We start from the raw sequence: 14,412 nt of genomic DNA, 5'->3' as shown, positions 1-14,412 counted from the left end.
CTGTTGCGGGTTGTGAGAATGCTGTGGTCGGCCGGGAATCAGGCTTCCGACCTCCGCAGACCCTCCCTACCCTCCGGGAGTCATGACAACAGAACACACGCAGGAGCCCCAGGAGCTGACAGGCCACACACGATCCGGCCACACCCGCAGACGCTTTCTGGCCGGTACCGGGGGAGTGGCCGGCGCCCTCGCCTTATGGCCCGCGGGAACAGCGAAGGCGGCTTCCGGAAGGCGCGTCGCCGTCCTGGGCGGCGGAGTCTCCGGTCTGAGCGCCGCCCACGAACTCGCTGAACGCGGCTACGCCGTCACCGTCTACGAGTACTACGACACCCTCGGCGGCAAGGCCCGCTCGATGCCCGTCCCGGGCACGGCAGCCGGTGGCCGCGCGGACCTCCCCGCCGAGCACGGCTTCCGCTTCTTCCCCGGCTTCTACCGGAACCTGCCGGACACCATGCGCCGCATCCCCGTCCCCGGCAACGCGCACGGCGTCCACGACAACCTCGTCAGCGGCACCGAGGCCCTGTTCGCCCGCGCCGACGGCCGCCCCGACCTGCACTTCCCGCTCCGCCGCGGCACCACCCCACCCCGCCCCGGCGACCTCACCCTCAGCTGGATCCGGGACCAGCTCCTGTCGGTCCTGGACCTCGGCACCCGCCTCCCCGCCCACGAGGTGGCCTACTTCGCCGACCGCCTGCTGGTCCACCTCACCAGCTGCGACGCCCGCCGCGAGGAGGTCTGGGAGAAGGTCGCCTGGTGGGACTTCATCCGCGCCGAGGAGATGAGCGAGGAGTACCGGACGCTCCTCGGCATCGGCCAGACCCGCAACCTCGTCGCCACGCGCGCGGAGGTGGCGTCCACCCGGACCGTCGGGCGCGTCATCATCGAGGCCCTGCTCCTGTGGGGTCTGCTCGGCCGCGGCATGGACGGCGACGCCGACATCGACCGCGTGCTCAACGCACCCACCAGCGAGGCCTGGATCGACCCCTGGGAGGCCCACCTGCGCTCCCTGGGAGTCGACTTCGCCCTGGGCACCCAGGTCCGCGAGGTCCGCTACGACGGCGGCCGGGTGACCGGCGTCCGCGTCTCGGCCCGCGACGGCGGCGACGACCGCACCGTCACCGCCGACCACTACATCTCCGCCCTGCCCGTCGAGCACGCCCGCGGGACGTGGGGCCCGGCCCTGCGCGCGGCCGACCCTCAGCTCGCCCGGTGCGACGCGCTGCAGACGGACTGGATGACCGGCGTGATGTTCTACCTGCGCACGCCCACTCCCGTCGTGCACGGCCACATCAACTGCCTCGACTCACCGTGGGCGGTGACCGGCGTCGGCCAGGCGCAGTTCTGGGACGGCCGGGACTTCTCCCGCGACTACGGCGACGGGAGCGCGCACGACTGCCTCTCCGCGATCATCTCGGAGTGGGACAAGCCGGGCATCCTGTACGGCAAGACGGCCAAGGAGTGCACCAAGGAGGAGGTCGTCGCCGAACTCTGGGCTCAGCTCAAGGACGGCCTCAACGACGCCGGCAAGACCACGCTGCGGGACGAGGACCGCCTCGGCTGGTTCATGGACCCGGCGGTGACGGGCCTGGGCGGCCCGGACCCGCAGAACCGCGAACAGCTCCTCATCCACCCCACGGGCACCCTCTACAACCGCCCCACGGCCCGCACAGAGGTCCCGAACTTCTTCCTCGCGGGCGACTACGTCCGCACCGATGTGGACCTGGCGTCGATGGAGGGCGCCAACGAATCGGCCCGCCTGGCCGTCAACGCCCTCCTGAAAGCGGATGATTCGGACGCCGAGCACTGCCGGACCTGGGGGCTCTACCGGCCCCCGGAGCTGGAGCCGCTGAAGCGGGTCGACGAAGTGCGTTACAGGCTGGGGCTGCCCAACACCTTCGACCTCGGATGAGGCGTAAGGGCCGCTGCCCCCGAGCGGCTGCGGCCCTTACGTTGATCTCTGCGAGCCGGATGCGACTCGCACGCGACTCGGATCCGACTCAGAGGACGCGCACCGCACCCGACGCCGGGTACCCGGACAGGTCCTGGATGACGACGCCCTTGGACGGGTTGGCCGCGTCCAGGTACTGGCCGTCTCCGATGTAGACGCCCACGTGGTACGCGGAGCCCTTGCCGCCCCAGTACAGGATGTCGCCGACCTGAACGTTCGACAGCGACACGTCGGTGCCGACCATCGACTGGTCCTGCGAGACCCGCGGCAGGTCGACACCGACCTGCTTGAACGCGGCCTGGACCAGGCTGGAGCAGTCCCACGCGCTGGGGCCGGTGGCGCCCATGACGTACGCGTCTCCCAGCTGGGCCTTGAGGAAGGAGACGACCGTCCCGACGCTGCCACTGGCAGGAGCGGACACGTCCGTGCTCGTGGAAGCGGAAGCGGACAGGGTGGTCCGCTCGGCGCTGCGCGAGGCGGCGGCCTCTGCGGCGGCCCGGCGGGCCTCCTCGGCCTTCTTCTTCGCCTCGGCCTTCTTCTTGGCCTCCGCGAGGTCCTTCTTGGCTTCCTTGGCCGCCGCGGCGGCGGCCGCGTCACGCTCGGCGTCGAGCTCGTAGTTCGCTGCCGCCAGCTGAGTGGCGTCCGCGGACTGGGCGAGCTGGTTCGCCAGGTCGCCCGTGAGGGCGGGCAGTTCGATGGTCTGCGTCACCGGCTCGGCGGCGTTCGCCGTAGCCGCAGCGCCAGCCGCTGCCATGCTGAGGACGCCACCGGTAACTCCGGCGCGCATCGCGATGGTCGTCGTCGCGCTGCGGCGGGGTTTCCGGTGGCTGCGTATGTGAGCGGTGTGGGACATGAGAACAACCGGTATCAGGGGCTCCTCCATACCTACAAGAAACGTGTGCTGCGCCACAGTTGTTCAATGGCGGCCCCAAATTACCGGCGCGACGCGCTTTATTGACGCCGTAACGGACATTGCGGACGCGTATCACTCAGCCCGTGATCACGGTCTTTCATCATTAAGTCCGAATTGCCCATCGCTTACCACTTGTTGAGGCCGGTGGCCAAGCCCGGTTCTCAGGCCCCTCTCATCATGTGGCAGAGGTCACGCAACGGTCACGGCCTCGTGCGCGTCCTGTGCCCGGATCGCGCCCGCCGACGCTCGTGAATGCGTGCACGCGTCCACACCTCCCTCCGCGGCTCCCTCTGAAGTGTGAACGCGGTCCTCTATCAAGACATCCGGTCCATCACCAATTTGCATGCAAGAGAAGTCTCTTGATATTAAGACGACCCCTCCGAGCTGCGGCGACGAGCGAAAATGTCACCTCTGGTGATCACTCGGACGCTTCTCGTGCGAAGATCACCGCTCATCCGGCTTCATGATCCTTCGTCAGGTGGTGGAGATCACAAAGCTTGTGTAATACCCCGTGTCGCAGATCACAGAGCGGCAGGCATAGGATGCGAGGCAGTTGGGCTTGTGACCTGCTTCACATGTTCTCGATCTTCGCCGGGACGAGCGGGGCTTGTGGGACCGGTGAGGTGGATGTGAGCCCAGTGCAACCGCCAGCAGTCAGTGCCGACTGAGAGGAGCGAGGAGCGGTGAACGCCTATGCGCCCATCCTCGTACTGGGAGCCCTCGGGGCAGGCTTTGCGATCTTCTCCGTGGTCATGGCCACGCTGATCGGTCCGAAGCGGTACAACCGGGCCAAGCTCGAAGCCTACGAGTGCGGTATCGAGCCGACCCCCACGCCGGCCGGCGGCGGGCGCTTCCCGATCAAGTACTACCTGACGGCGATGCTCTTCATCATCTTCGATATCGAGATCGTCTTCCTCTACCCCTGGGCCGTCACCTTCGACTCCCTGGGGATTTTCGGGCTCGTGGAGATGCTGCTCTTCGTGCTCACCGTCTTCGTCGCGTACGCGTACGTATGGCGGCGCGGCGGGCTGGAATGGGACTGAGGGGCCTTTAACGACATGGGACTCGAAGAAAAGCTGCCGAGCGGATTCCTGCTGACCACCGTCGAGCAGGCCGCGGGCTGGGTGCGTAAATCGTCCGTCTTCCCGGCCACCTTCGGCCTCGCCTGCTGCGCCATCGAGATGATGACCACCGGCGCCGGCCGTTACGACCTGGCGCGCTTCGGCATGGAGGTCTTCCGCGGCTCGCCGCGCCAGGCCGACCTGATGATCGTCGCCGGCCGGGTCAGCCAGAAGATGGCGCCGGTGCTCAGGCAGGTCTATGACCAGATGCCGAACCCCAAGTGGGTGATCTCCATGGGGGTCTGCGCCTCCTCGGGCGGCATGTTCAACAACTACGCGATCGTCCAGGGCGTCGACCACATCGTCCCGGTCGACATCTATCTCCCCGGCTGCCCACCGCGGCCCGAGATGCTCTTGGACGCCATTCTCAAGCTCCACGAGAAGATCCAGACCTCCAAGCTCGGCGTGAACGCCGAGGAGGCGGCCCGCGAGGCGGAGGAGGCGGCGCTCAAGGCCCTGCCCACGATCGAGATGAAGGGGCTGCTGCGGTGAGCGACGCGAACGGCACCAACGGCGCGAACGGGTCGAACGGGGTCAACCCCGAGAAGGACCTCTCCGCCTCCAACCTCCCCGGTCAGCGTGGCCAGGGCGGCGAGGAGATCCGCGTCCAGCGCGGCATGTTCGGAGCCAACAGCGGCGGCGACACCTCCGGCTACGGCGGTCTCGTCCGCTCGGTCCGGCTCCCGGGACCGGCGAGCCGCCCCTACGGAGGCTGGTTCGACGAGGTCGCCGACGAACTCGAGGGCGCCTTGGAGGAGCAGGGACTCCTCCCCGACAACGCCATCGAGAAGACGATCGTCGACCGGGGCGAACTCACCTTCCACATCGAACGTGAGCACCTGGTCCGCGTCGCCCGCACCCTGCGCGATGACCCCGCGCTGCGCTTCGAACTGTGCACCGGCGTCAGCGGCGTCCACTACCTCGGTGACACGGGCCGCGAGCTGCACGCCGTCTACCACCTGCGCTCGATCACCCACAACCGGTTGATCCGCCTCGAAGTCAGCGCCCCCGACAGCGACCCGCACATCCCGTCGCTCGTCTCCGTGTATCCGACGAACGACTGGCACGAGCGCGAGACGTACGACTTCTTCGGAATCGTCTTCGACGGTCACCCCGCCCTGACGCGGATCATGATGCCGGACGACTGGCAGGGCCATCCGCAGCGCAAGGACTACCCCTCGGCGGCATCCCCGTCGAGTACAAGGGCGCCCAGATCCCGGCTCCGGACCAGCGGAGGTCGTACTCGTGAGCACGCAGTCAGCATCTGCCCGTGAGACCACCGAGGGCACCGTATACACGGTCACCGGTGGTGACTGGGACGAGGTCGTCCAGGCCGCGGCCCGCGCCGACGACGAGCGCATCGTCCTCAACATGGGTCCGCAGCACCCTCCACCCACGGGGTGCTCCGCCTGATCCTGGAGATCGACGGAGAGACGGTCACCGAGGCCCGCTGCGGCATCGGCTATCTCCACACCGGCATCGAGAAGAACCTCGAGTACCGGACCTGGACGCAGGGCACCACGTTCGTGACGCGCATGGACTACCTGACGTCCTTCTTCAACGAGACCGCCTACTGTCTCGCCGTCGAGAAGCTCCTCGGCATCGAGGACCAGATCACCGAGCGCGCCAAGATCATCCGGGTGCTCCTGATGGAGCTGAACCGGCTCTCCTCCCACCTGGTGTGTATCGCCACCGGCGGCATGGAACTCGGCGCCACCACGATCATGATCTACGGATTCCGTGATCGTGAAATGATTCTCGACATCTACGAGCTCATCACGGGCCTGCGGATGAACCACGCGTACATCCGCCCCGGCGGACTCGCCCAGGACCTGCCGCCCGGCGCGGTGGACCACATCCGCGAGTTCGTGAAGAAGATGAAGAAGAACCTCCCGGAGTACGACAAGCTCGCCACCGGGAATCCCATCTTCAAGGCCCGCATGCAGGACGTCGGCTATCTCGACCTGGCCGGCTGCATGGCCCTCGGCGCCACCGGCCCGATCCTGCGCTCCACCGGCCTGCCGCACGACTTGCGCAAGTCCCAGCCGTACTGCGACTACGAGACCTACGACTTCGAGGTCCCGACCGCCGACACCTGCGACTCCTACGGTCGTTTCCTGATCCGCCTGGAAGAGATGCGCCAGTCCCTCGGGATCGTCGAGCAGTGCCTGGACCGGCTCCAGCCGGGCCCGGTCATGGTCGCCGACAAGAAGATCGCCTGGCCCGCCCAGCTCGCCCTGGGACCCGACGGGCTCGGCAACTCCCTCGACCACATCAAGAAGATCATGGGCACCTCCATGGAGGCCCTGATCCACCACTTCAAGCTGGTCACCGAGGGCTTCCGCGTCCCGCCGGGACAGACGTACGCGGCCGTCGAGTCGCCCAAGGGCGAGCTCGGGGTGCATGTCGTCTCCGACGGCGGCACCCGCCCCTTCCGGGTCCACTTCCGTGACCCGTCCTTCACCAACCTGCAGGCCATGGCGGCGATGTGCGAGGGCGGCCAGGTCGCCGACGTCATCGTCGCCGTCGCGTCCATCGACCCCGTGATGGGAGGCGTCGACCGGTGACCACCTCTTCTTCGGAGCGGGGCGTCAGCCTGGGCATGCCCGAGCTGCCCGCGCCCGGCTACCCGGACGACGTTCGAGCCCGGCTGGAGGCCGACGCGCGCGAGATCATCGCCCGCTACCCGGACTCCCGGTCCGCCCTCCTGCCGTTGCTGCACCTCGTGCAGTCGGAGGAGGGCCACGTCACGCGCACCGGGATGCGGTTCTGCGCGGACGTGCTCGGCCTGACCACGGCCGAGGTCACCGCGGTCGCCACCTTCTACACGATGTACCGCCGCAAGCCCTCCGGTGACTACCAGGTGGGCGTCTGCACCAACACCCTGTGTGCGGTGATGGGCGGTGACGCGATCTTCGAGGAGCTCCAGGAGCACCTGGGCGTCGGCAACGGCGAGACCACCGACGACGGCAAGGTCACCCTGGAGCACATCGAGTGCAACGCGGCCTGCGACTTCGCGCCGGTCGTGATGGTCAACTGGGAGTTCTTCGACAACCAGAACCCCGCAAGCGCCAAGCGCCTGGTCGACGACCTCCGGGCGGGACGGTCCGTCGAGCCGACGCGTGGGGCTCGGCTGTGCACCTTCAAGGAGACCGCGCGGATCCTGGCCGGCTTCCCCGACGAGCGGCCCGGGGCCGTCGAGGAGAGCGGCAGCGCGGGACCGGCGTCGCTGGTGGGCCTCCGCCTGGCCAGGGGAGAGGCCGCACCCGCGCGCGTGGTCCATCCGCGGGACGGCGGCCCGCACGAGGGGCCGCAGGACAGGCCAGTGCACGAACCGTCGCCGGCTGAACACCTCAGCTCGCACGACGCGCCGCAGGATTCGTCCGCGTCCGACCCAGCCCACCCGGCAGGGCCTGTCGCCGAGGAGGGGGAGTGATGACGTTGGCACCCGAGCTGAAGGAAAACAGCCCCGAGAAGCTGCTCGCACCCGTGCTGTCGGCCTTCTGGGACGAGGACGGGTCCTGGACGCTGGACGTCTACCGAAGGCACGAAGGGTACGAGGGTCTTCGCAAGGCGCTCGCCATGTCGCCGGACGACCTGATCGCGTACGTCAAGGAGTCCGGTCTGCGCGGGCGCGGCGGCGCGGGGTTCCCGACGGGAATGAAATGGCAGTTCATTCCCCAGGGTGATGGAAAACCGCACTATCTAGTTGTCAACGCCGACGAATCGGAGCCCGGAACCTGTAAGGACATTCCGCTCCTCTTCGCGAACCCGCATAGCCTCATCGAGGGCATGATCATCGCGTGTTATGCCATCAGGTCGTCGCATGCCTTCATCTATCTGCGCGGTGAAGTCGTCCCTGTGCTGCGGCGGTTGCACGCGGCCGTGAGCGAGGCCTATGCGGCCGGCTACCTCGGAGAGAACATCCTCGGCAGCGGGCTCGATCTCGAACTCACCGTGCACGCGGGCGCGGGCGCGTACATCTGCGGTGAGGAGACCGCACTGCTCGACTCGCTCGAAGGCCGCCGTGGTCAACCGCGGCTCCGTCCCCCCTTCCCTGCGGTGGCAGGTCTCTACGCCTGCCCGACTGTTGTGAACAACGTCGAGTCGATCGCGTCGGTTCCCGCGATCGTGAATCGGGGCAAGGACTGGTTCCGGTCGATGGGCAGCGAGAAGTCCCCGGGCTTCACGCTCTACTCGCTCAGCGGCCATGTCGCGAGCCCCGGCCAGTACGAGGCCCCGCTCGGCATCACACTCCGCCAGCTGCTGGAGATGAGCGGCGGGATGCGGCCCGGGCACCGCCTGAAGTTCTGGACCCCGGGCGGCTCCTCCACGCCGATGTTCACCGACGAGCACCTCGACGTCCCTCTTGACTACGAAGGAGTGGGCGCCGCAGGTTCCATGCTCGGCACGAAAGCTCTCCAGTGCTTCGACGAGACGACCTGCGTCGTGCGCGCCGTCACCCGCTGGACCGAGTTCTACGCCCACGAGTCCTGCGGCAAGTGCACACCCTGCCGCGAAGGCACGTACTGGCTCGTGCAGTTGCTGCGTGACATCGAGGCCGGCAAGGGCGTCATGTCCGACCTCGACAAGCTGAACGACATCGCCGACAACATCAACGGCAAGTCCTTCTGCGCCCTCGGCGACGGTGCCGCCTCGCCGATCTTCTCCTCGCTGAAGTACTTCCGTGAGGAGTACGAGCAGCACATCACGGGCCGCGGCTGCCCCTTCGACCCGGCCAAGTCGACGGCCTGGGCCGACCACCGCACGGAGGTGAACGCATGACTGTGACCACCAGCGCTCCCTCCGGAGGGGGAGAGGCAGCGGTCCCGCCGGAAGATCTCGTGTCGCTGACGATCGACGGCGTCGACATCAGCGTGCCGAAGGGCACCCTGGTCATCCGGGCCGCCGAGCAACTCGGCATCGAGATCCCCCGCTTCTGCGACCATCCCCTACTCGACCCGGCCGGCGCCTGCCGCCAGTGCATCGTCGAGGTCGAGGGCCAGCGCAAGCCGATGGCGTCCTGCACGATCACGTGCACGGACGGCATGGTCGTGAAGACGCACCTGACCTCGCAGGCCGCCGAGAAGGCCCAGAAGGGGGTGATGGAGCTCCTGCTCATCAATCACCCGCTGGACTGCCCGGTCTGCGACAAGGGCGGCGAGTGTCCGCTGCAGAACCAGGCCATGTCGCACGGGCACGCCGAGTCCCGCTTCGAGGGCAGGAAGCGGACGTACGAGAAGCCCGTGCCGATCTCCACGCAGGTGCTGCTCGACCGCGAGCGGTGCGTGCTGTGCGCCCGCTGCACCCGGTTCTCCAACCAGGTCGCGGGCGACCCGATGATCGAGCTGATCGAGCGGGGCGCGCTCCAGCAGGTCGGCACCGGTGAGGGCGACCCCTTCGAGTCGTACTTCTCTGGCAACACCATCCAGATCTGCCCGGTCGGCGCGCTGACCTCGGCGGCGTACCGATTCCGCTCCCGCCCCTTCGACCTGGTGTCCTCGCCGAGCGTCTGCGAGCACTGCTCCGGCGGCTGCGCCACGCGCACGGACCACCGACGCGGCAAGGTCATGCGGCGGCTGGCCGCCAACGACCCCGAGGTCAACGAGGAGTGGATCTGCGACAAGGGGCGGTTCGGGTTCCGGTACGCGCAGCAGCGTGACCGGCTCCAGACGCCTCTGGTGCGCAATGCCGAGGGTGACCTCGAGCCGGCCTCCTGGCCGGAGGCGCTGCAGATCGCGGCCCAGGGCCTGCTCGCCTCACGCGGCCGGACCGGCGTGCTGACCGGCGGCCGTCTCACCGTCGAGGACGCCTACGCGTACAGCAAGTTCGCGCGCGTGGCGCTCGACACCAACGACATCGACTTCCGCGCGCGCCTGCACAGCAGCGAGGAGACCGACTTCCTCGCCGCGCAGGTCGCAGGTCACGGCCGCGACCTCGACGGCACGGGCGTCACATACACCGCCGTGGAGAAGGCACCGGCCGTCCTGCTGGCCGGGTTCGAGGCCGAGGAGGAGGCGCCCGGCGTCTTCCTGCGGCTGCGCAAGGCCTGGCGCAAGCACGGCCAGAAGGTCTTCTCGCTCGCCACGCACGCCACGCGCGGACTGGAGAAGGCCGGCGGCACGCTGCTGCCCGCAGCCCCCGGCACCGAGACGGAGTGGCTGGACGCGCTCGCCGGCGGGGTCGGCCTGGACGAGGCCGGATCGAAGGCGTCCGAGGCGCTGCGCACCGAAGGCGCGGTGATCGTCGTCGGCGAGCGGCTGGCCGGCGTGGCGGGCGGGCTCACCGCCGCCGTACGGGCCGCGTCCGCGACCGGCGCCCAGCTGGTGTGGATCCCGCGCCGGGCGGGGGAGCGCGCTGCCGTGGAGGTGGGCGCGCTGCCGTCGCTGCTGCCGGGCGGACGTCCCGCGACCGATCCGCGCGCGCGTGAGGAGGTCGCCGCCGTCTGGGGAGTCGCCGAACTCCCGCACCGCTACGGCCGCGACACCGGCCAGATCGTCGAGGCCGCCGCGACCGGCGAACTCCAGGCCCTGCTGGTCGCGGGCGTCGAGGTCGCCGACCTGCCCGACCCGGCACGCGCGCGTGAGGCGCTCGGCGAGGTCGGCTTCGTGGTGTCGCTGGAGCTGCGGCCCGGCGAGGTGACCGAGCTCGCCGATGTCGTGCTGCCGGTCGCGGCGGTCGCCGAGAAGGCCGGCACCTTCCTCAACTGGGAGGGCCGGGTGCGCTTCTTCGAGGCCGCGCTCAAGCCCGACCATATGGCCCGCCGCCTGGCCCCGACCGACGCGCGCGTGCTGCAGATGCTGGCCGACTCCATGGACGTACACCTGGGCCTGCCGGATCTGCGCACCACGCGCGCGGAGATCGACCGGCTCGGCGCCTGGGACGGACCGAGGGCCACCGAGCCCCTGACGATCGCCGCCCAGTTGCCGCGGCCGGCCGCCGGTGAGGCCGTTCTCGCCGGGCACCGGCTGCTGCTCGACCAGGGGCTCCTCCAGCAGGGCGACGAGGCGCTCGCCGGCACCCGGCACGCCGCCCGCGCGCGTGTGTCGGCCGCCACGGCCGCCGAGGCCGGCGTGAAGGAAGGCGACGTCCTCGCCGTGACCGGCCCCGCCGGAATCGCCGAACTGCCGCTGCAGATCACGGAGATGCCCGACCGGGTCGTGTGGCTCCCGCTGAACTCCGTGGGCACCGGCGTCGCCTCCGACACCGGGGCGCTGCCCGGCTCACTCGTCCGCATCGGCCCGGCGACCCTCGCGTCCGAGGCCCCCGAGGAGGTGGAGGCATGAGTCCTTTCCTCGCCGCTGAAGACCTCTCGATGTTCGGCCGCGACCCCTGGTGGCTGGTCGTCATCAAGGCGGTGTTCTGCTTCGCCTTCCTGATGGTGACCGTGCTGTTCTCCATCGTCTGGGAGCGCAAGGTCGTCGCCTGGATGCAGCTGCGCATCGGCCCCAACCGGCACGGCCCCTGGGGCATGCTCCAGTCGCTCGCCGACGGCATCAAGCTGATGCTGAAGGAAGACGTCATCGTCAAACGCGCGGACAAGGTCGTCTACGTCCTCGCGCCGATCGTGGCGGCCATCCCGGCCTTCATGGCGATCGCGGTGATCCCCTTCGGCCCGGCCGGCAACGAGATCTCGATCTTCGGCCAGCGCACCACGATGCAGCTCACCGACCTGCCGATCGCGATGCTCTACATCCTCGCGGTCGCCTCGGTCGGCATCTACGGCATCGTCCTTGCGGGTTGGAGTTCCGGATCCACCTACCCGCTGCTCGGTGGCCTGCGTTCCTGCGCGCAGATGATCTCGTACGAGATCGCCATGGGCGCGGCCTTCGCCTCGGTGTTCCTCTACTCCGGGTCGATGTCGACCTCGGCGATCGTCGAGGCGCAGCAGGACCGCTGGTACATCGTGCTGCTGCCGGTCTCCTTCCTGATCTACATCGTGACGATGGTCGGCGAGACCAACCGCGCCCCCTTCGACATGCCGGAGTCCGAGGGCGACCTGGTCGGCGGCTTCAACACCGAGTACTCGTCGATCAAGTTCGCGCTGTTCATGCTCGCCGAGTACGTGAACATGGTGACGGTGTCGGCGGTGTCCGTGACGCTCTTCCTGGGCGGCTGGCGGGCCCCGTATCCGGTCAGTGCCTTCTGGGAGGGCGCGAACCACGGCTGGTGGCCGCTGCTCTGGTTCGTGATCAAGGTCCAGTTGCTGCTGTTCTTCTTCATCTGGCTGCGCGGCACGCTGCCCCGCGTCCGATACGACCAGTTGATGAAGCTCGGCTGGAAGGTCCTCATCCCGGTCTCCGTGGTCTGGCTGATGCTCGTCGCGACCGTGCGGACCCTCCGGAACGAGAACTACGACTTCGCCGACATCGCCCTCTACGTCGGCGGCGGCGTACTCGCGCTGCTCCTGCTCTCCTTCGTCGTGGACATGTTCCGCGACCGGGCGAAGACGGCCGAGCAAACCGTGGAGGAACCCGCCGGCTTCGACGCGATGGCGGGCGGATTCCCCGTACCGCCACTGCCCGGACAGGAACTTCCGCCGGTGCCTCGACGCCGCCCGCGCCGCGAGCGGGAGCTGATTGTCAGTGGCGGGCCCGATACTCAGAGTGATGGATCTCTGGATGGAAAGGAGGCGTCCGATGGCTGAGGAGCCCAAGGAGACCAAGCCCGGTTTCCAGAACCCCGTGGCCGGCTTCGGTGTGACCTTCAAGGCCATGTTCAAGAAGCGGCTGACCGAGCAGTACCCGGAGCAGGAGAAGACCACCGCTCCCCGCTTCCACGGACGGCACCAGCTCAACCGCCATCCGGACGGCCTGGAGAAGTGCGTCGGCTGCGAGCTGTGCGCCTGGGCCTGCCCCGCCGACGCCATCTATGTGGAGGGCGCCGACAACACCGACGAGGAGCGCTACTCGCCGGGCGAGCGGTACGGCCGCGTCTACCAGATCAACTACGCCCGCTGCATCCTGTGCGGCCTGTGCATCGAGGCGTGTCCCACGCGCGCGCTCACGATGACCAACGAGTTCGAGCTTGCTGACTCCAGCCGCGCCAACCTCATCTACACCAAGGAGCAACTGCTCGCCGGACTTGAGGACGGCATGGTCGACAGCCCCCATGCCATCTACCCGGGCACGGACGAGCAGGACTACTACCGGGGTCTGGTGACGGAGGCCGCGCCGGGCACGACCCAGCAGGTCGCGCTCTCCAAGGGTGAGGTCCCGCAGGAGGCGGACTCGACCTTCGGTGAGGACGAACCGGCGTCCGGGAAGGTGATCGGCCGATGACCGGGCAGCTCGCCGCCTACTCCACCTCCACCGGAGAGGCCTTCCAGTTCTGGGTCCTCGGCACCGTCGCCGTGATCGGCGCTCTGTGCACCGTCTTCATGAAGAAGGCCGTGCACAGCGCGCTCTGTCTCGCCGGGACAATGATCATCCTGGCGGTCTTCTACCTCGCCAACGGCGCCTACTTCCTGGGCATCGTGCAGATCGTCGTCTACACCGGCGCGATCATGATGCTGTTCCTGTTCGTGGTGATGCTTGTCGGCGTCACGGCTGCGGACTCCCTGAAGGAGACCATCAAGGGCCAGCGCTGGCTGGCCCTTCTCTGCGGCCTGGGCTTCGGCATCCTGCTGATCGGCGGTATCGGCAACGCCTCGATCACGGAGTTCAACGGTCTCGCCCAGGCGAACGCGAACGGCAATGTGGAGGGCCTCGCCACCCTCATCTTCACCAAGTACGTCTTCGCCTTCGAGATCACCGGCGCCCTGCTGATCACGGCCGCCATCGGCGCCATGGTGCTCACGCACCGAGAGCGCACGGAACGTGCCAAGACCCAGCGCGAGATGTCCGAAGAGCGCGTCCGCGAAGGCAAGCACGTCCCGCCGCTGCCGGCCCCCGGCGTGTACGCCCGCCACAACGCGGTCGACATCGCGGGCCTCCTGCCCGACGGCACCCCGTCCGACCTCACGGTCAGCAAGACGCTGCGCGAGCGCGGCCAGATCCGTGACGTGTCCACCGAGGCGCTCAACGACCTGCGGGCCCTTGAACAGCGCGCGGAGGAACGGCTGGAGCGGACCGCGATCGAGCCGTCGACCTTCAAGCGGCCCGAGGAGGCGTCGAAGTGAACCCGGTCAACTACCTCTACCTCGCCGCCCTGTTGTTCACGATCGGCGCCACCGGCGTGCTGATCAGACGCAACGCGATCGTTGTCTTCATGTGCATCGAGCTCATGCTCAACGCGTGCAACCTCACGCTCGTGGCCTTCTCACGGATGCACGGCAATCTCGACGGCCAGATCATCGCCTTCTTCACGATGGTCGTCGCCGCCGCGGAGGTCGTCGTCGGGCTCGCGATCATCGTGTCGCTGTTCCGTTCCCGCCACTCGGCCTCGGTCGACGACGCCAGCCTGATGAAGCTCTAAGGGGTCGGAAGAAT

General features: G+C 68.4%; 11 protein-coding genes and 2 pseudogenes. 12 read left to right on the top strand and 1 reads right to left on the bottom strand.

The window, feature by feature from the left end; translation table 11 throughout:
- Nucleotides 1–82 precede the first annotated feature (82 nt).
- Nucleotides 83–1,909, top strand: coding sequence for a hydroxysqualene dehydroxylase (locus tag OHO27_RS17020; protein ID WP_328424792.1), 1,827 nt, complete (start codon nt 83–85; stop codon nt 1,907–1,909).
- 88 nt (nt 1,910–1,997) lie between these two features.
- On the opposite strand, the gene OHO27_RS17015 is transcribed toward OHO27_RS17020, so the two are convergent.
- The gene (locus OHO27_RS17015) at nt 1,998–2,831 is read right to left on the bottom strand and encodes a C40 family peptidase (RefSeq protein ID WP_328424790.1); all 834 of its coding nucleotides are present in this window, start codon (nt 2,829–2,831) and stop codon (nt 1,998–2,000) included.
- A 713-nt stretch (nt 2,832–3,544) separates the two neighbouring features.
- Here OHO27_RS17015 and OHO27_RS17010 point away from each other — a divergent pair.
- From OHO27_RS17010 to nuoK, 11 genes and pseudogenes are all read left to right on the top strand, one after another.
- Complete coding sequence (locus OHO27_RS17010) at nt 3,545–3,904, top strand: NADH-quinone oxidoreductase subunit A (RefSeq protein ID WP_030950624.1); 360 nt, start codon at nt 3,545–3,547, stop codon at nt 3,902–3,904.
- A gap of 15 nt (nt 3,905–3,919) precedes the next feature.
- Nucleotides 3,920–4,474: a NuoB/complex I 20 kDa subunit family protein gene (locus OHO27_RS17005; protein WP_328424788.1), complete on the top strand. Its 555-nt coding sequence runs from the start codon at nt 3,920–3,922 to the stop codon at nt 4,472–4,474.
- A pseudogene (locus OHO27_RS17000) lies at nt 4,471–5,231 on the top strand (NADH-quinone oxidoreductase subunit C). Before OHO27_RS17005 ends, OHO27_RS17000 begins: the two are co-directional and overlap by 4 nt.
- Nucleotides 5,228–6,549, top strand: a pseudogene (locus OHO27_RS16995) (NADH-quinone oxidoreductase subunit D). Before OHO27_RS17000 ends, OHO27_RS16995 begins: the two co-directional pseudogenes overlap by 4 nt.
- On the top strand, nt 6,546–7,418 hold the full coding sequence (nuoE, locus tag OHO27_RS16990; RefSeq protein WP_328424786.1) for an NADH-quinone oxidoreductase subunit NuoE: 873 nt from the start codon (nt 6,546–6,548) through the stop codon (nt 7,416–7,418). Before OHO27_RS16995 ends, nuoE begins: the two are co-directional and overlap by 4 nt.
- A complete protein-coding gene (gene nuoF, locus OHO27_RS16985; protein ID WP_443059552.1) occupies nt 7,418–8,767 on the top strand; it encodes an NADH-quinone oxidoreductase subunit NuoF in 1,350 nt (449 codons plus the stop codon). Before nuoE ends, nuoF begins: the two co-directional genes overlap by 1 nt.
- Nucleotides 8,764–11,268, top strand: a complete 2,505-nt coding sequence (locus OHO27_RS16980) for an NADH-quinone oxidoreductase subunit G (RefSeq protein WP_328424782.1) — start codon at nt 8,764–8,766, stop codon at nt 11,266–11,268. The genes nuoF and OHO27_RS16980 overlap by 4 nt, the downstream gene beginning before the upstream one ends.
- On the top strand, nt 11,265–12,629 hold the full coding sequence (gene nuoH / locus OHO27_RS16975) for an NADH-quinone oxidoreductase subunit NuoH (protein WP_328424780.1): 1,365 nt from the start codon (nt 11,265–11,267) through the stop codon (nt 12,627–12,629). The genes OHO27_RS16980 and nuoH overlap by 4 nt, the downstream gene beginning before the upstream one ends.
- Entirely contained in the window at nt 12,622–13,263 is a 642-nt protein-coding gene (gene nuoI / locus OHO27_RS16970) for an NADH-quinone oxidoreductase subunit NuoI (RefSeq protein ID WP_328424778.1), read from the top strand. The genes nuoH and nuoI overlap by 8 nt, the downstream gene beginning before the upstream one ends.
- Nucleotides 13,260–14,102, top strand: a complete 843-nt coding sequence (locus OHO27_RS16965) for an NADH-quinone oxidoreductase subunit J (protein ID WP_328424776.1) — start codon at nt 13,260–13,262, stop codon at nt 14,100–14,102. The genes nuoI and OHO27_RS16965 overlap by 4 nt, the downstream gene beginning before the upstream one ends.
- Nucleotides 14,099–14,398: an NADH-quinone oxidoreductase subunit NuoK gene (nuoK, locus tag OHO27_RS16960; protein ID WP_003998919.1), complete on the top strand. Its 300-nt coding sequence runs from the start codon at nt 14,099–14,101 to the stop codon at nt 14,396–14,398. Before OHO27_RS16965 ends, nuoK begins: the two co-directional genes overlap by 4 nt.
- Nucleotides 14,399–14,412: the final 14 nt, after the last annotated feature.

The sequence above is a fragment of the Streptomyces sp. NBC_00443 genome (assembly GCF_036014175.1).
Classification (GTDB): Bacteria; Actinomycetota; Actinomycetes; order Streptomycetales; family Streptomycetaceae; genus Streptomyces.
This window is presented reverse-complemented; position numbering and strand designations above follow the sequence as displayed.